The organism is Sporolactobacillus shoreae, from assembly GCF_004684935.1.
Taxonomy (GTDB): Bacteria; Bacillota; Bacilli; order Bacillales; family Sporolactobacillaceae; genus Sporolactobacillus; species Sporolactobacillus shoreae.
This window is the reverse complement of sequence record NZ_SRJD01000013.1, coordinates 1-18,581: the sequence shown is the minus strand read 5'-3', so window position 1 is coordinate 18,581 and position 18,581 is coordinate 1. Positions and strand designations below refer to the sequence as shown.

Below are 18,581 nucleotides of genomic sequence, written 5' to 3'. Positions count from 1 at the left end.
AACCCTCTTTCCATGTCCGGTTCACTTCAGGCAGAAGCGATGTGTGGCCGGTCGATAAAAAGCCGTTTCCTAAGCTGAGGAAAGCGGCCTTCTGTCGTTCGTCATCTATTTTCCGGTTAATTCACCTTTGTTGCCCATTTCAGTTCCATATAACCGACCGGATGATAAACAATACCGGAGACTTTCGGATTGAGCAGATACGCCTGGTTATAGAAGTAGACTGGGAACAGCGGCATCTGATTGATCAGCAGTTTCTCCGCCTGGTACATTTCGTTGTAACGCTTGGTGTTGTTCGCTTCCATCGATGCTTCTGTTGTCAGCTGGTCATACTGTTTGTTGCTCCACTGCATGCTGTTCATCTGATTTCCGGTCTGGAAGTTGAGCAGATAATCAATCGGATCGGCAAAATCAGCCAGGAACGAGCCTTTGGAAAGCTGGAACTTGCCTGCCTTCTGCTGGGACTGATAGACATTCCACTCCATATTTGCCAGACCGACGGAGACGCCGAGATTCTTCTTCAGCATTGCCTGAATGGCTTCGCAGATCGCCTGGTTCTGAGGATCCGTACTGTATGTCAGCGTGATTTTCGGCAGCGTCTTGTACCCGGCCTCCTGCATGCCCTTCTTCAACAGGCTCTTGGCCTGTGTCGGATCATACTTATATAGATCTCCGTTATGCGCACGAAAATCCTGGCTGCTCGGGTCTTTGAAGCCCGGAGAAACAAAGCCGTAGGCCGGGACATTTTTCTGCTTGAGAACATAATCCGTGATTTGCTTATTGTCTACAGCGTACGCAAACGCTTTACGAATATTAATGTTTTGGAACGGCGCCTGCTTCACGTTCATACTAATGAAAAAAGTTCCCCCCTGCGGTGCTACTTTGACCTTCCCGGACTGGAACAACTTTGTACTCAGATCGGCCGGCACGCCTGAACTGTCAAGTTGCCCGGTCTTATACATCTGATACTCCGTATCCGGATTATTCACCATTGCCCAGTCAATCTGATCCAGTTTGACCGACTTGCTGTCCCAATAAGTATTATTCTTCGTAAACACCATACTGGCATTATGTTTCCAGGAAGTCAGTTTAAAAGGCCCATTACCGACAAAGGTTTTGGCGTTTGCAAACCAGTTTGGATTCTTTTGTGCCACTTTTGCGTCAACAGGGAAGAAAGCCGGGTTCGAAATCAGGTTGGTAAAATAGGACTGTGCGGCCCTCAGTTTCACAACGAGTGTTTTCGATCCTGTGGCTGTAACCATCACGCCGCTTGCAGGACCTTTGCCGGCGTTATAAGCCTCGGCGCCCTGAACGATATAGCCGAGAAACGCGGCCGGAGATGCCGTTTTCGGATTCAGAAGCTGTCTCCAAGCATACACGAAGTCCTTGGCTGTAACCGGATCGCCATTGGTCCATTTTGCGTCCTGACGGATATGGAACGTGTACGTTTTCTGATCTTTGGACACGGTCCAGCTTTGCGCCATCGCCGGCTTTGGATTATTCGTTTTATCCAGCCGGGTCAGCCCTTCAAGCAGGTTATTCAACGGATTCAGAGAATACGAGTCAAAAGCTACAGCAGGATTGAATGTTGTCGGCTCCGACCCGTTGTTCAGTTTCAGCACGGATTTACCACTCGACGCACTCGGACGGGCAGTGCAGCCGCTGAACGCAAAAACCAGAAGTAATGAAAGGCTCACAAACAGAACTCGGCTAAACCACTTCTTCAAGGCAATTCCCCCTCATTCCTATTTTTCAACCGTTTCTCTGACAGCCTGTGCTCTTTTATCTAAAAGCCAGCAAGCCGCACGATGATGAAGATCGAGTTGGGTTGTCAGCGGTTGAACATGATCACACACTTCCATGGCGAATGGGCATCGGTCACTGAAGGCACAGCCCACCGGAGGCGAGAATAGATCAGGCGGCGCCCCTTCAATCGGATGGAGTTCATCCGAAGGAAGGTCGATCCGAACAATTGAATCAAGTAACGCTTTCGTATATGGATGACGGGGATGGTAAAAGATATCCCGCTTATTCCCTGTTTCCACAATTTCACCGGCATACATGACAGCAATTCGGTCGGCTATTTTCGCCACAATTCCAAGATCATGCGTGATCATGATCATCGCGACCCCTGTTTCCCGCTGGATCCGACTGAACAGTTCGAGAATCTGGGCCTGAATCGTCACATCGAGAGCGGTCGTCGGTTCATCGGCAATGATCAGTTTCGGCTGGCAGATCAGTGCCATGGCAATGACAATGCGCTGCCTCATCCCGCCGCTGAATTGATACGGGAATTCTTTCATTCGTTCCTCAGGATTCGGGATACCGACAAGTTTCAGCATATCCACGGCCCTTTTTCTGGCCTCGCTGCGTGGTACCTTGTTCTGATGTACCAGCCCTTCCGTCATCTGAGTACCAATGGACAGTGTCGGATTCAGCGACGTCATCGGATCCTGAAAGATCATTGAAAGATCGACACCGCGAATCCGGCGCATCTGTTTCTTCGTTAGTCGGGTCAATTCCTGATGATCAAACATAATCGATCCTTGTGTTATTTTCCCTGAAGCCGGAAGCAGACCCATCACCGACAGGGACGTCACACTTTTGCCGCAGCCGGATTCACCGACGATTGCCAGAGTTTCACCGCGGTTGACGGTGAAATCGACACCGCGCACCGCACTGACCTGGCCGCCATGCGTTTTGAAAGTCACATGCAGATGATTGACTTGAAGCAACGGTTCTTGATCACTCATCAGATCAGCTCCTCAGATTCGGATCCAGCGCGTCCTGCAGTCCGTCGCCGACGATATTGAAAGCAAACATGGTCAGTGAAATAAACAATGCTGGAAAGAACAACTGCCACCAGTAACCCGAAAGAATCGCAGACAGCGAATCATTAACCATCACGCCCCAGCTGGCAAATGGTGCCTGAACACCAAGTCCCAGAAAACTGAGAAAGGCTTCCGAGAAAATAGCAGATGGAACGGTCAGTGTCACCTGTACAATAATCGGGCCCATCGTGTTCGGCACCAGACTCTTCCGGATAATCCGGGCAGTGCCGCTGCCGAAGGATTTCGACGCAATCACAAATTCATAGTTTTTCAGTTGGAGCACCTGCCCACGGACAATCCGCGCCATATCTGTCCATCCGGTTGCCGAAAGGGCGACCACAATCGTTAGCAGGCCCGGGCCCATGACAACCATCAGCAGAATGACAACCAGTAAATAGGGAAGCCCGTATAAAATTTCAACAATCCGCATCATGACATTATCTGTCCGCCCGCCTTTGTAGCCTGAAAGACCACCGTAAGCCACGCCAATCAGTAAATCGGCCAGTGCTGCAACGATACCGATGAATAAGGAAATACGAGCGCCGTACCACGTTCGTACAAAAACATCCCGGCCCAGATTATCCGTGCCGAACCAGTGTGCCGGGGACGGTGCGAGATCCTGCATGACAAGATTCTGTGCCGTGACATTATAATGGGACAGCATCGGGCCGATCACAGCCATTATCCCAAGCATTATCAGGAAAGCAAGGCCGCCCATCGCGAGTTTATTCTTTCTGAACTGAATCCATGTATCTTTCCAGTATGATGTACTCGGCCGTACCAGCCGTTCTGCATCATGTTGTTTCCTGCTTCGCGGCCGGAACCAGTCGTCAGGAATGGGATGGACAACAGCGGATTGCTGCCGGGATTCTGAAACGTCATTTGAGCTCATTGCTTTCCCTCCCTCCTAATGAAGCTTAATCCTTGGATCCAGCCATCCGTAAATAATGTCAACAAAGAAGAGAAGGATGATCAGAACCGTACTGTAGAAAACCGTCGTTCCCATAATGACTGGATAATCCCGAGAGTTGATGCTGTCAACAAAGTACTTGCCCATTCCCGGTATGGCGAATATCTTTTCGATAACAAAAGTTCCGGTCAGAATGCCGGCCGCAAGTGTACCGACGACAGTAACTACCGGGAGCAGTGCGTTCCTGAGCGCATGTTTGAAAACAATTAATACCGGAGAAAGCCCCTTTGCCTCGGCTACCCGGATATAGTCCTGGTTGAGTACCTCCAGCATGCTCGACCGGATTAGCCGGGCAATGATCGCCATCGGACCGGTTGCCAGTGCAATCACAGGCAACACCATATAACTGACACCCTGCCATGTCCCAACCGGGAGCCATTCGAGATTTACGGCAAACTCCTGAATCAGAAGTGTCGCCAGCACGAAATTTGGAATTGAAATGCCGAGAACGGCGATCGTTATGGCCAGGTAATCAATGATTCCATTATGTTTCAGTGCAGCGATAACACCCAGGGCGATACCCGAAATAATCGCCACAATCAATGTCCACATACCCAACTCAAAAGAAACGGGGAAGCCTTGTCCGATCAGATCATTGACCGTCTGCGTCGGCTGCCTGATCGACGGGCCGTAATTAAATGTGATGATCGACTTCAGGTAAATCAGGTACTGAACAGGAAGCGGCTGATCCAGATGATAGTGAGCTTCGAGATTTTTGATCGCCACTGCATTGATGGACTTTCCGTTGCTCGTATTGAACGGTGAACCGGGGATCGCATGCATCAGTACGAATGTCAGTGTGGCGATCACCCAAATCGTCAGCAGCATCTCAAGAAACCGTTTGAGTATGTATTTTGCCATAGCCTTAACTCCTCTGATTTAGCGTACCGAGGGCATAATGGCTCACACTGCCCGAAAACAATAAAATCCAGTCCTCATCATAAGGGCTGGATTTTATCTAGGTTTGATTACTAGATAAAGCGGCGGAAATCTGATTATATTTTTTCAGGGCATCATTATAGGCGACAATCAGTGCCTTCTGTGATGAACCGAAATAACGGGTGCTGATATTTTCCAGAATCACCGGATCATCCATCAGCTGATCCACAAAAAGCGAATGGATGAACCGGTTTGTCAGCCCGATGGTTGCGGAACACTCCGCACCCACAATCCGGCCGCTGGACATATCGATCACCAGCCCGAGAAAGAACTGATTGTACCGCAGTGTAATCGGTTTATTTCTACCAGACTTCGAATCTCCGATAACAAAAATCGTATTTTTACTGTACATAATACATTTCCTTCACTATGCTTATTTCAGGTGATTCAAGGGACTGGCAATGGGAAATTGCAGATACTCGAATCATGTAAACATCTTCAAAGGAATATTATAATTATAATATTATTCAGATAAATAAAAGTCAATACTTCTAGCATCGTTTTGTAAGATTTTATTACGTAAACCAAATTCAAGTCATATCATATATCCATGATATGTTAATTTAAGGGGCTGAAAACCACATTCATCGGTAAAAACAATCAATTCCGTAAAAAATCCTGACCCTATTTTTGATTCAGAAGACATAAGAAATTTATCCTGTTTCTGATTGGTTTACCGAATTTTCAGAGACTGAGCAGATAATCGGCAATTTCCCGGCCGATTGTCTGAATTACCGCAAGTACTTTTTGCCTGTCTCCGACCCCTTCTGACAGAACGGCGATGGTCAGCCGATGTTCCCCGCAGACAAAACAGGCTGCGTCATGGTCCACTTCGCCCATTTCTCCAGTTTTGTTGTACACGTTCACGGGACAGGGCAGTTCGTCAAAAAGGGCCGGGAGTTTCCCCCGGAACTGCTGATGCAGAAACCAGCGTCGAACGTCATCTGAAAACGGACCTTCCATCGTCATCACCCGTTCTACCATGGCACAGGCATCGGCGGCGCTGATCCTGTTCCTTAGACCGGCCGATTCCGCTGCTTCATCCATTAATTTCCTGCCAAGGATGGTGCCGCTGAATTCATTTTTCCGTATCCAGTCCTGAATCACGCCTCTCCCGAGAAAGTCGATCAGTAAATTGGTGGCTGTATTATCGGAGACACTGATCATCAGTGCCAGCAAGTCGCGCACGGACCACGTCCGGCCGCTCAGAATCTGAAGAACTCCGGAACCGCCGACAATTTCCGAATCGGTTAATTGTACCGGATTTCGGAAGGATTCGGGATCGCGGGATGCCTGGTCGCAGGCACAGAGCAGAATCGGCAGTTTGATCAGACTCGCCGATAGCATCGATTGAGACGCATTCAGTGAAAAATAAAAGCCGTCAGTGCCGACGGCCTGAACAGCCATCTGTTTGCCAAACGGCGCAGACAGACCTTTCAGAGACCTTGCGAGTGCATCCTTTTTCTGTTGATACGTTTCATCCATCATCACCAGCCTTCCTTTCATTCGATCGAATCAGTTTTCTTTCCAGTAGCGCCGGACAGTACACAGTTCTTCTTCAAAGATCGTTCCAGCAAGTTCTGTCAGACTGACTTTCTTACCCGGTGTCGGTGAATGGACCATTTTTCCATCACCGGCGTAAATTCCGACATGATGGACATAGCCCTTTCCCTGTTCATACGCAAAATAGAGCAAGTCACCTGGTTTCATTTCCGCTTTTGGGATCTCCCTGCCCTTTACCGACTGGTCATCGGCGTCGCGCGGGATCAGGTAGCCGCCGGCGCGCAGCATTGAATAGCTGAACCCGGAACAGTCATAACCATAGGCGCTCATCCCCGACCACAGATAGGGAAGATCCAGAAAGCGCATCGCGTTGGCGACAATTTCTTCACCAGTGTCCTTTGGACGACGGAATGGGAATATCACGTCAGACGTGTTGACATAGCCGGTACCAGCCGGGCTGTCGACTCTTACAGCGGCGCCCTGAACATCAATCAGATCAAGAAATGTGCCGAAACTCAAGGAAAACACGGGCAGCTGATTTTCATTTTTAAAGAGCGCCTGTTTACTCTGCACCATCACCTTTTCTCTGCCCGCCCCCAGATTCGGTGAACTCAGCTGCACGGCTGGCACCCAGCCTGGATAACCGCGGGTGTCCTTAGCTGATGCCTGTGAAGGCACAACCACCTTTGCCCAGTTGCCCCTGATGTCATCAACGATCACATCATCCCCGAACAGCACCTGGGTCTGCAGTCTTTTCTCGTCACAAAGGTCGATCGTCTGTTTCCGTGTCATCTGTGCCAGCCATCCGGCAATATCCGGTCTGGCGGTCACCGCAGGCGCATCAATTGGGCGCACTGAATCAGGATCCGTCCAGACCGATGCGACCGGCACGCCGACTCTTTTTATCTGCATCATCATCGCTCCAATCTGTCATTCAACGGTCAAAATGAATGGCTGTAATGCCCAGTCCGGGCTGTTCAGGAAGGAAAATCCGTTTTCCCTGGTAGCGAACGCCGCCCTCAACCGGATCGGCCGCCAACATTAGCGGCGTGTCCAAATCGCAGCGGGTCACATTCCGCACGGCCGCAGCAAACTGACAGGCCGCCGTCACCGATATTTTCGACTCAACCATGCAGCCGCACATACATTCAATACCATAGGCTTCAGCAATATGGCTGAGCTTGACCGCATTCGCGATCCCGCCGGCTTTCATCAGTTTGATGTTCAGGATATCGCAACCGCGCATCGCCAGCAGTCGTGCCGCGTCATGTAGATTGAATACACTCTCGTCCGCCATGACAGGCGTTTCTACAGCTTCCGTGACCCATTTCATGCCTTCAAAATCCCAGGCGGGCAACGGCTGCTCGACCAACTCGATCGCCAGCTCCAGTTTCTCCATCCTGCGAATCGTGGAGATTGCCTCTTTGACCGTCCATCCCTGGTTGGCATCGAGGCGGAGCCTGATCCGCGGGCCGACCGCCTGCCGGATGCCCGACACACGTTCGATGTCCTCCTGTTCCGTGGAATTGCCGACCTTGATTTTTAACGTGTCATAACCCTTTCGCACCAGTTCCCGGGCATCCGCGATCATCTCTGTGGTGCTGTTGACACTGACCGTGAAATCAGTGATCAGCTGATTCCTGTACCCTCCAAGCAGCTGGTAAAGCGGCAGGCCGACGCACTTTCCCAGGCAATCATAGACGGCAATATCCACAGCTGCTTTGGCACTCATATTATGGACCATCGCTCGATCGAGAACAGCGTCAATTTTCGCTTTCTGTTCGATTTCGAGACCGACCAGCTGGGGCCGCAGGACATGAAGCACCGCATAATTGATACTTTCGAGGCTGTCACCTGTGATCACATGCGTCGGCGGTGCTTCACCAATTCCCGTGGTACCGTCATCGCAGATCACCGTCACGATAAGATTGTTCAGACAGGTCACAGTGCGCAATGCAGTTTTAAAAGGCTTGATCAGCGGCACTGAGATTTCCCGGGTTCTGATATCCACAATTTTCAACGACAGCAGACTTCCTTTCGATGAGCCGGCCCATCCGTATCGTCCGGCAGATTTCGCCACGCAGACCCTTTTCCGGAAGGGAACTCGTTTGTGATCGCGTGACCTATTATAAAGAGGATGTCAGAGAATTACCTAATGGAGTCATATAATAATTCTACTGAATTGTCAAACAAATATTGTCAGACTAGGCTTTTTTGCGGATCCCTTTACACCAGAGATTATTAACAGTGATCAGAGCAGCCATTTCATGAGTCCACAGTAACTGGACCTGCTGACCAACTGGGAAATTCGGATCAGTATGGATACCCGAAGGCGAGCCCTAAACAATATCATTACAGGTCGGCTCAGCCTCCTATTTTTTAGCCAGAAAACAAGATTTAGATCCTGTAAGCAATGATTGCCAAGAAAGCTGCTATTACTCCGAAGAAGCAGCCAACGGCGAGCCCCCAATCATCATTTTTCCTTTCGCCTGAATTTTCCGCTTGCAGCGAACCATAGTGTTTGGTACCGATCTGCAATTCGTAGATATAAGAATAAAAATAGTGTTTGGTTCGCAGATTGGAGGCATCCGTTCTCTTAATGTGAAAAGTGATGTCAGTCCCATAAGAAGTATTACTGATAAATTGCCGCCATTGCGCTTGTGTCACGCTATATCCATCCACAATGAATGGGGTCGGATACTCTTTCAGTTTGATCGTATTGACAGAATCCTTTCCTGTGCCCGTTTCTACCTCCTGCAATAAGCCATGTACAGTCACGAGATCGCTGCTTCGAAGCGGCTGAAAGCTTAAAAAAGCGTGAAATGCAAAGATGGACAGGCCAATTGCAACTACCACAAACAGATAAAATAGAAGTTTAGTAATGAATTTAGTTTGTCTGCTTTTTCGACGATATTCATTATTTATTAAACACTTTTTGAAAAACTGCTCTGACTTTGGGTGTGACATAATGGCTTTCACCAAGCTTCTGTGTGTTCTCGACCATCATGGTGACCAATAATTTAGGATGGTCTGTATTGTAAGCGACGAACCAGTCGTTCTCGCGACCGGATTCACCCTGCCTATTCTTGAATTCAGGCGTTCCTGTTTTTCCCGCTAGTGTTAATCCCTTGATTCTGGCATTATAGGCTGTTCCTGCCGGATTGTTGAAAACCTGAATCAAGTCATTATTCAGAAGCTGGGCAATCTGCGGAGTCATGACATTCTTCTTCCACATGGTCGGGACGGCATTTGTTTTAATCAGTCGCGGCATGATCATGCTGCCATTATTGACAAAGGCCGAATAGATCAGTGAGAGATGCAGCGGATTTACAGTCACCTGCCCCTGCCCGTATCCCGAATTGGCCAGCAGCATCGCACTGTTGAGTTTCCCGTTATTGGAAATAGTTGACACCTGCATCGGGTAAGAAATCGGCAGGGTCTCACCGAATCCGAATTCTTTGCTGTCGTTGGCAAAAGTCGTACCGCCAATCTTAAGCGCTGTCTGTGCGAAATAAATATTGTCTGAGCGGTAAAGCGCGGATTCGAGATTAACACTCGGTGCATGATCCACACGTGTCACGTAGTAGTTCCCCCAAGACTTGTCCTGCTGCCATTGGGTGCTGCTGATGGCTACATTGGCATTCGGATTAATGGACTGGTGGCTCAGCGCAATGGCGGCTGTGACCGGCTTGAACGTCGATCCAGGCGCGGTCGCCTCCGTAAAGCGGTTCAAAAGGGGCTGTTTGGGATTGCTGCTCAGTTTGTTATATTCGCTGTACGACATGCCCAGTGCAAAAGTGTTCGGATCGTACGAAGGGGCACTGACCAAACCGAGAATATCACCGGTTTTCGGATCAATGGCTACGCCCGAGCCAGCATCGTTTTTCAGTTGGTTGTACAAGGCATCCTGCACATTTTTGTCAATTGTCAGCTGAATGTTCTGCCCGTTTTTCGGTGCCTTTTGAGCAATCGTTTGGATCTCGTTTCCTGAAGCATCAAGCAGATGGATCACTGCACCGCCCTGGGCGCGCAGCTTTTTTTCATAAAGCTGTTCCAGACCGGTTTTGCCAATGACAGAAGTCTCCGTGTAGCCTTGGTTTGGGTGGGCTTTAAGCAGATCTGCGGTGATCGGTCCGACATAGCCCGTCAGATGCCCGCTGGCCTGTCCATCTGGGTAAACCCTGCTCGCGACACTTGTTTTATAAACGCCGTGCAGCTGGGTTGCTTTCCTGATCAGGCCAAGATCAGTTCCGCTGACAGTTTGGATCGGGACGAGAGTGTCAGACTTGACCCAGGATGCCTTCATGGCGTCTTCGATTTGCTGCCCGGTCACGCCCAGTATTTTCGCCAGCTGTCCGATGGTTTTCGCCCGATTCGCTCCCGTACTCAGCTGTCCGGGAACCACATCAATCTGCGCGGCGGTTCCGTCCATAGCCAGCGGTTTGCCATTACGATCAAGGATCTCGCCGCGTTTTGCGGGCATCGTATCGATCCGGACTTTATCTCCGGCTTTCATGCCCGGTAAAATCAGAGATGGCTGCCAGTCGACATACCAGTTTTGTTGATTCTTGGATTTTTGCTGCGTGAGCCGGATTGTCTGTGAGAAGGTGACAGGACCGGCAGCCGTATCGAGTGTCGCTATGAATGGCACAGATGAAGGTTTGCTTTTATCTGGAGCACGGACCGTTGCCGACATATTACCCGCTTCAATCCCGCTGTAAATTGTTTGATAGCGCGAGACAAAGTCGGTCTTGCTGATCTTTTTTTGCGAAGCCTGGGACAGGTAACTGTACATTTTTGAAAAGTCCTGCTTCTGCCAGGCTTTAACATAGTCTTTGAACCTGTCCTGCGCGGTCGGTTGATGGCCGCCACAGCCGGCAAGCAGGAACAGAGCAGATAAAAGTAGGACAGTCAATGCGGAATACTTTCGAAACTTCATTGTTATGCCTCCAGTAATTTAGTGGAACTGAGTCACGGGAAAATTGATAAAGTTCTGGAATACAACAGATCCCCAAACATTTATGCTTAATTGCAAGATTAAAAAATTCTAAACTTATAAAACTTACAGTTGTAGTTTTTAATATCTTACATCTGTAAGTTTTTCGAGTCAACTATGCCCTTTTCTCCATCCTGAAGATCAAGTCAAATGAAATACAGCCCTAAAGTTTTATGCAGTTGCAAAAATTGACAATAATCAGTACTTGGTTTATAACTAATTATTACAAATGTAAGCATTGGAGCAAACTACTTTGAAAAAATTACCGCAGATATCAGAGGCAGAATATAAAGTTATGAGAATAGTGTGGCAATATGCACCCATCAGTACCAACGAGGTAGTCGAAAGGCTTAGCGAAACAAGTCGATGGAGCGCCAAGACGATCCAAACCATGTTGTTGCGGCTTGTGAAAAAAGGGGTCCTGACCTACGAAAAGGACAGCAGGGTATTTGTGTACACTCCAATGATAAAAGCGGAAGAATACCGAGCACGTGAGAGCAGGTCTTTTTTAAATCGTTTTTATGACGGGGCGCTCAATGCAATGGTTCTAAATTTTCTGGATCAGGATCAGCTTACAGACGATGACATTAGGGAACTCAAGCAGATATTAGATACAAAGCTGGCAAAAGATGAAGGTGACGAGTAGCATGTTTTTTATCCGTTTTATGGTGAGTTCCCTTGTTTCTTCATTTATTTTTGTAATCATTTTACTAATGAAAAAGCTATCAAAAAACCAAATCTCTGCAAGATGGCAGTATAGTATCTGGTATTTGGGACTGGTTGCTTTGGTAGTTCCGTTAATACCTGGACGTTTTCTAGACTTTGGTACTCTGTTTATCTGGCCTGATGTCAGCTCGGAATCGGCCGCACATACAGGTCCCGTAGATCTGACGAGTTCAGAACCCGGCGGAGCGGCATGGTTGCAGGATCTTGCAACATCCGTAAATCGTCCCAACTTTTATTCTATCAATCTTTTCTTGGGGTTTTTATGGATCGCAGGTATGCTGGCTTTGATGGTAGTAGCGTTACACGCCGGTTTAAGATTAAAGAAAATCCGAAAAACAGAATACAATCCGATAAACCAGAATATCATACTTCTTTTTGAGCAATGCAAACTAAGGCTAAGAATTAAGAAACATTTGTTTTTAAGAGAAAATTCTTTTATTAAAAGTCCCATAACCTTCGGGCTTTTTAAAACCTACACGGTTCTGCCAGCTCAAGTGGATAAGCAGTTTTCTGTAAAGGAACTGGAGCATATTTTTCTCCATGAACTCAGTCATGTTAAACACCGGGATATTTTAGCAAATTACCTGATGTGCACCTTCAAATTGATCTATTGGTTTAATCCTCTTGTTTGGATCGGCTTTAGAGAAATGAAACTGGATCGGGAAATTGCCTGCGATATTTCTGTACTGGAATTACTGGACAAACGTGGCCGCTCAGAATACGGATATACACTATTGGACTTTGCAGGAAACTATTCACAGCCGCTCCGCTTTACTTTAAAAAATGATATAGGAGGTTCTAAGAAGCAAATTAAAAAACGTCTTGAGAGAATCGCATCATTTAAAGATGAATCCAAGCGGCTAAAAATAAAAAGCATTGCTGCTTTTTTCATTACCGTCCTGTTTGTTGTCTGTCAGTTTCCGGTTTTATCCGCTCTGGCATTCAGTGGGTACAGGTACAACTTTTCAGGAAATAATGTAGCCTATGAAAATTTGAGTACTTATTTTGGTAATTATGATGGATGTATTGTGCTCTATAACCTACGTACCGATCGGTATGATATTTATAATAAAAGCCAAAGCACCCTGCGAGTATCTCCGGATTCCACATATAAAATTTATTCTGCCATATTGGGATTGCAGCAACATACCATCACACCGGATGATACGTCGATCACGTGGAATCACAAAGTCTTTCCCTATGATAGCTGGAATAAGAACCAGACATTATCTTCTGCGATGAGGAACTCTGTTAACTGGTACTTCCAAGATATTGACCGTCGAGTTGGTTATAAAGAGCTTAAAAGCTTTTACAATCGGATGAGTTACGGCAACTGTAACCTGTCAGGCGGAATTGATTCCTATTGGTTGGAATCTTCCCTGCTGATTTCACCGATTGAGCAGGTTCAGGCACTTAAAAAATTTTACCTCAATCGTATGAACTTCGACATAAAAAATGTGAACACAGTAAAAAACGCCATCAGAGTATCAGAGAAAAACGGAGTGATACTCTACGGTAAAACTGGTTCCGGCATTGTAAATGGTAAACAGATCAATGGATGGTTCATTGGTTATGTAGAAAAAAAAGAAAATACTATTTTTTTTGCTACGAATATACAAGGTAAAAGAAATGCGACAGGAAAAAAAGCCGCGGAAATCACATTATCTATTTTAGCCAACAAAAGTATTTACTGAAAAGTAGAGTGAAAAAAGTTGAAATTGATAAAAAGTGAGGCTATAAATGATGAACTGTCAATATTCGAAAAATGGATTGTCTGGTTCTGTCATGAAAAGTCAGCAAACTGTATATCGAAACAAAATCAGTTATCTGATCATCTCCAACTTGACTATAGCTTTTTTTTCACTATCGAGCATTATATTTTGCAGTGCCTATTTTTCCAGCCATGTAAATTACCGGAATGTGAACGTAAGTTTTGCAGGGTTTGGTATAGTAGCTGCTATTATCGGTTCAGCTCAACTCGGTTTCTTTATCCTATCGATAATTTGTATTTTAACGATTCTTTTTAGAACAGGTGTAAAACAATGGACATCCCAATTATTAATTGATCCTTACGGCGTGGAGGTGAGACATGACATAAAAAAACGAAATATTAAAATGCAATGGAATCAAATAGCACGTATTGAATATTGTGGCTCACCACATAGAATGAATGAACGGATCGTATTACATTCTAAAAACGACCAAATTATATTTGTTTCTATCTATCGGAAGAATTATCTGGAAGCAATAAAAGCCATTGTGTCAAAGTGCGTAAAAGATAATTCTGACGTGCTTATCGACACAAATCTTACAAAGCGACTGGCAGACTTTAGGTAATGTTCAGGCAAGAAAAAAATCAATGTTGACAAACACTGTCTATTCAATTTCCTCGTACTGGTAAAATCGTTGGGCAGGAAAAATTCCGTATCGCCCGGAGTGAACCTAGCTTGACCAGCCTTCCTCCTAAAAAAGGGAAGAGAAACCCTAGCAAGCAAATGCCTGCACCATTTAAACCTATAGATTCACCGTCAAGAAAACGTTCAAAAAAATAGTCATCTATTCCGATATATGTAATGACCCACATTACCAAGTCCTTGTAACAGTGTACTTTGAAATGAGAGGTGAACCCAATTGGAAATTCGCCCACTGAATACATTCCTGTCATGGAATCTAGACTCATCAGGCAATAAAAGCCAAGCAACGAAACAAGCAAACCAGAAGTCCGATACGGACCATTCGTCAGTCATAGAAGTGTCGGCGATTAAACATGACGGCAACATGACAGAGTTTTATAATAAGGATGGTTCCAAAGTCACTTTTTACACAAGAAAGACAATTAATTCTCAACCCCTTTATTCAGCAATTAATATTTTGGAGCAAAATCTGAATATAAATAATTCTCAAAGCTCATCTTCTTCTTCTGATAAGTCTCAATCCGGAACCATACCTACCATACCCACTCCAATTGCGGATAACATGTTAAACGGAGTGAAATTAAATAGAATTAATCTTGAAGGATCCTATGGGGCTGCCGAAATAATATGGAATCTTACAGATGATAATCCTAATTTTTTGGCAAATGCGGTTGTTGCCTATGACAAGGCTCAAACGGAGATTAAGCAGGTATACTCGGATAAAGCTATTTCTGAACGTGCCACATCAGAAGGAATTACTGATTTGGCGTCTTATCAGAAAACACAATATCTGGCCCGTGACGCTGAACTATCAGCAGTAAAACAAAATTTTGCAACTGAAGTAGGAACTGAAATCAAGGGATATGTTACCGACTTGCACCAATTTTTCGATCCGACAGCGACCAACAAAGATGGCTTTAACTTTCAGGCTGGCGGTTTCACAGAGGATCCGAAATATCAGAGCGATGAAGAATCATTAGCCAGTATGACTAATGAATTGATGAATCTGTACAGCCAATACAAACAAACGAATTCTGTGGATTATTCAAAGAATAGTGTTCAGACAGTTGCTGAACAGTTTAACAATTCTATTCTCGGAAAAGTACAAACAACCGTGAATATTTCCGGAGAATCATTGACTTATAAAGACATATACCTATCAAATTCTGTTCTTCAAGCAATTGGAAGAAATAACGTTTACCTGTCTGACCCATTTTCAAATGCTCTTGGACAATCCGGAATAAACTATTTAGCAAAGAATGAATTAACGACAGGTGCGGCGAACTTACTTGAAAAAGGATACGAAGCTTCATTCAGTGCTGCAAAAGCAATAGACAGCAGCGTCTATAGTGAGTACCAAGCGAGCGATCAAGCTTATCAAATGCTGGGAAAACTTGACACCACATCATTCACAGCTTTTTCATCAGGATTTAATCATGCACTTTCACAACTTCGGAAAGAATCTTCCTTGCCAAATGGTAATGCGCAAATAATCAACGAGTCCAGTGATCAGATTGAATTCAGCAAGATCCAAGGCATCTATAATAGTTTTCAAAACATCTTCAAAATAGGGAATCAATAATTCTATGCCTATTGCAGTAAAAAAATGTAGACAAGAGTATGTTAGTTATTTTTAATCTGGGAACATATTGATTGATATTCATTTTAATTCGAGAAAAACTTGACTCTACTTGTGTCACCATCCAAACCCTTTTTAACCCAGCTTAAGCGTCTCTAACTCATCCAAAGGCCCGGTAACTCAATGTTTTAGCCACTAAGTCCGTTGATTACAGACCAGATGGGGTAATCACATAAGAGCCCGTAATCCTAAGCGTGTCAAGGATTACGGGCTCTTTATTTGTGCTGTGTCACAGTCTATGTCACACCTGTGTCACGATCCAATTTTTCAGTTGGCTTTATCAGAAATGATAGATAGATCGCCTCGCCTGTGGTACTGTGTGTCACTGGGAGGCGAGTTCCAATGAATGAGGCACTTGAAAAACTGTACCAGCAGTTTTATAAGATACCCAGACCAGGCCAAGCGAATCGAAAAAAATTATGAAATTCTGAAAGAACATCTGAACAAGGAAGATTTCGTTACCGTGCTCTATTTAACGGATGAGACGAATCTCCAATTAAGAGAAGTCTCACTTGATAGCTTCATTCGAGGTTTTCAGCTAGGATGGAGAGAGTAGCAGAGAATCTGGGTTAGAAACTCAAGATTACACGTTCTGTAGTAGTGTTGCTCAATCCAGGAAAATTTAGGTAGGAATAACGCATCCAATTCAACTGAATATTTAGATAATGTAAAAGACTAAACCTATTTGGGGACCTAATAATGGAGAACGAAAGTATTGAGACTCTTCAAAAATACAAATCTGAGATTATAGAAAACCTAGAGATTGAATCTGTTGAAATCTTTAAAATTTTACGGAAGAAGGGGGAATGTAACAAAGAATTATTTATTTCAGTTTCTCCTTCGTTCGTTTTATCGGTTAGATAATGCTGGGCTAACAAAAAGATATCATTTTATTACTAATGCATATACCGATATTTTAAATTCTTGCGAGATCAATGAAATTTTTAAGCTATTTGACAATAAATTTATTGAAAACAATTTACCTTCTGTTAAAAAGTTAGACTTTTTAATATGGTCAGCAGGGAAAATAATGAAATAAACAATACGTCTTCTCTGAAATTCTTGGGCCAGAAACTCATTAGTCTTTTTTAAGATTTAAGCATTAACTCTCGAATCTGTTCTACCATTTTTGACTCATTTTTACCCTGTGGATGCTTTGCTATAAGAACTCGGCCAATGTAGCCGTCTATCAGAACACTACCTGCAGCAAGCGAACTGGTTTACGGGCTACATGAGAATAAGAAATGTAACGCACGGGTATGATGTCGCAAATAGAGTTGTCACTGGTTTTAGCGGAAGTGTTTTTTATTTCCCACGGAAGGGAAATATATTTTCCGCAAGCTTAACAGGAGAAGCTTTTTTCTGGACCGATCCAGTTGCCAACACTGCTTCGAATTATTACTTATGGAAGGATTGAAGTTATTGAACATTAATGAAAATAGTCGTGATGGGTTAGTTGATGCAATACATCAGATGGAAAAGAATGATAAAATATCACCCAAAACATTGAGCAAAATTACAAAAATTAGCCTGCCTTTGTTAGAAAGTTATGTATCGGGTAAAATCGGGTATCAAGAATTTCAACACAGTATCTCAAGAGACGATTTTGATTATTTAGGCGACATTGTCGGTATGTTTGCGTTTAAAAGCGGCATAACGGAAGATGATCGGGTTAAAGGAATTATTGAGGCACTGACTGATTTCTTCGATTTATCGCTGGAGACAATAGCTATTTATGCTGATTTGAAATTCGAAGATATTCAAAACTTCATGAATGATCAACAGTCATTATCCTTTGAAAAAAAATATAAACTGTCAACTGCTGTTATATTCTTACACTTTATGTTTAAACGCACACAAATGGAACCACGTTAATGGCTCTATGTGCTGTTAAAATCTTTAATCTCTAATAAATCTTTAGACTCGGACAATGTACGTGCTCATGTAAAACTGTCTTTCAAAATAACTCAAAAATATTTTTATGTCACTATCCAAACCCTTTTTAACCCTGTATAAGCGACTTTAACTCATCCAAAGTCCCGGTAACTCAACTTTCTGCCCGCTAAACCCGTTAATCAGAAATTTGATTTCGTACGTTACATGTGCTCAATGGGCTAAAGTCATATTAAAGTAAGCGTCATTGTTAAAAACCGTTTTTGAAACATCGATATATTTGGCTTTCATTTTACTCATCTCCTTTTTACGTTATAGCTGTCAACCGATACAGCGGCTATTTTAAAATCTAATATTTTTAATTTTGGACAAAGTCTTAGGAATCTTTACAGGAAATGAATGTCGGAATATGTAATAAAATATTCTCAAGGAGCAGCACATCTCGACATAAATAAAGTAGAGAGTATATTATACTTACTAGATTAAAAGGAATAAAAGGAATAAAAGGAGGCTCTACTTTATGAAAAAAGCCAAAAAAGCTTTAATCCTGAATTATTCATAGAACGAGTTTTTTCCGTTCCTGAGCGGAGATTTCTCGAAAAATCAAGCCATTTTTGACACGTCCAGATTCAAAATGAATCGGCTCATCAAAGTTTCGGCAATTGACATACGT

General features: G+C 44.6%; 16 protein-coding genes. 6 read left to right on the top strand and 10 right to left on the bottom strand.

The window, feature by feature from the left end; all coding sequences use genetic code 11:
- Window positions 1–116: 116 nt before the first annotated feature.
- The 10 genes from E4665_RS11530 to E4665_RS11485 form a co-directional block, all read right to left on the bottom strand.
- Complete coding sequence (locus tag E4665_RS11530) at window positions 117–1,724, bottom strand: peptide ABC transporter substrate-binding protein (RefSeq protein ID WP_174845485.1); 1,608 nt, start codon at window positions 1,722–1,724, stop codon at window positions 117–119.
- A gap of 18 nt (window positions 1,725–1,742) precedes the next feature.
- A complete protein-coding gene (locus E4665_RS11525; protein WP_135348944.1) occupies window positions 1,743–2,750 on the bottom strand; it encodes an ABC transporter ATP-binding protein in 1,008 nt (335 codons plus the stop codon).
- 4 nt (window positions 2,751–2,754) lie between these two features.
- A complete protein-coding gene (locus E4665_RS11520; protein ID WP_135348943.1) occupies window positions 2,755–3,720 on the bottom strand; it encodes an ABC transporter permease in 966 nt (321 codons plus the stop codon).
- A 15-nt stretch (window positions 3,721–3,735) separates the two neighbouring features.
- Window positions 3,736–4,659: an ABC transporter permease gene (locus E4665_RS11515; RefSeq protein WP_135348942.1), complete on the bottom strand. Its 924-nt coding sequence runs from the start codon at window positions 4,657–4,659 to the stop codon at window positions 3,736–3,738.
- A 97-nt stretch (window positions 4,660–4,756) separates the two neighbouring features.
- Entirely contained in the window at window positions 4,757–5,089 is a 333-nt protein-coding gene (locus E4665_RS11510; RefSeq protein ID WP_135348941.1) for a DUF3870 domain-containing protein, read from the bottom strand.
- Window positions 5,090–5,421: 332 nt separating this feature from the next.
- Entirely contained in the window at window positions 5,422–6,225 is an 804-nt protein-coding gene (locus E4665_RS11505; protein ID WP_135348940.1) for a serine hydrolase, read from the bottom strand.
- A gap of 27 nt (window positions 6,226–6,252) precedes the next feature.
- Window positions 6,253–7,152 carry a C40 family peptidase gene (locus E4665_RS11500; protein WP_135348939.1) on the bottom strand — a complete coding sequence of 300 codons (900 nt, stop codon included), beginning with the start codon at window positions 7,150–7,152 and terminating at the stop codon, window positions 6,253–6,255.
- Between the two features lie 22 nt (window positions 7,153–7,174).
- Window positions 7,175–8,260, bottom strand: coding sequence for a mandelate racemase/muconate lactonizing enzyme family protein (locus E4665_RS11495; protein WP_135349017.1), 1,086 nt, complete (start codon window positions 8,258–8,260; stop codon window positions 7,175–7,177).
- Window positions 8,261–8,637: 377 nt separating this feature from the next.
- Window positions 8,638–9,018 (bottom strand): hypothetical protein, encoded by a 381-nt coding sequence (locus E4665_RS11490; protein WP_135348938.1) that lies wholly within the window; start codon window positions 9,016–9,018, stop codon window positions 8,638–8,640.
- Between the two features lie 139 nt (window positions 9,019–9,157).
- Window positions 9,158–11,179, bottom strand: coding sequence for a penicillin-binding transpeptidase domain-containing protein (locus E4665_RS11485; protein ID WP_135348937.1), 2,022 nt, complete (start codon window positions 11,177–11,179; stop codon window positions 9,158–9,160).
- Between the two features lie 310 nt (window positions 11,180–11,489).
- Between E4665_RS11485 and E4665_RS11480 the strand changes: the two genes are divergently transcribed.
- The 6 genes from E4665_RS11480 to E4665_RS11460 all read left to right on the top strand — a co-directional run bounded on the left by E4665_RS11480 (window position 11,490) and on the right by E4665_RS11460 (window position 17,890).
- Window positions 11,490–11,882, top strand: coding sequence for a BlaI/MecI/CopY family transcriptional regulator (locus E4665_RS11480; protein WP_135348936.1), 393 nt, complete (start codon window positions 11,490–11,492; stop codon window positions 11,880–11,882).
- Window position 11,883: 1 nt separating this feature from the next.
- On the top strand, window positions 11,884–13,656 hold the full coding sequence (locus E4665_RS11475; protein ID WP_135348935.1) for a BlaR1 family beta-lactam sensor/signal transducer: 1,773 nt from the start codon (window positions 11,884–11,886) through the stop codon (window positions 13,654–13,656).
- A 46-nt stretch (window positions 13,657–13,702) separates the two neighbouring features.
- Window positions 13,703–14,299, top strand: a complete 597-nt coding sequence (locus E4665_RS11470; RefSeq protein ID WP_135348934.1) for a hypothetical protein — start codon at window positions 13,703–13,705, stop codon at window positions 14,297–14,299.
- A gap of 294 nt (window positions 14,300–14,593) precedes the next feature.
- Window positions 14,594–15,958: a hypothetical protein gene (locus E4665_RS11465; RefSeq protein ID WP_135348933.1), complete on the top strand. Its 1,365-nt coding sequence runs from the start codon at window positions 14,594–14,596 to the stop codon at window positions 15,956–15,958.
- A gap of 403 nt (window positions 15,959–16,361) precedes the next feature.
- Complete coding sequence (locus tag E4665_RS18835) at window positions 16,362–16,571, top strand: DUF6809 family protein (protein WP_422067258.1); 210 nt, start codon at window positions 16,362–16,364, stop codon at window positions 16,569–16,571.
- A gap of 866 nt (window positions 16,572–17,437) precedes the next feature.
- Window positions 17,438–17,890, top strand: coding sequence for an HTH domain-containing protein (locus tag E4665_RS11460; RefSeq protein WP_135348932.1), 453 nt, complete (start codon window positions 17,438–17,440; stop codon window positions 17,888–17,890).
- The last annotated feature ends 691 nt before the right edge of the window (window positions 17,891–18,581 follow it).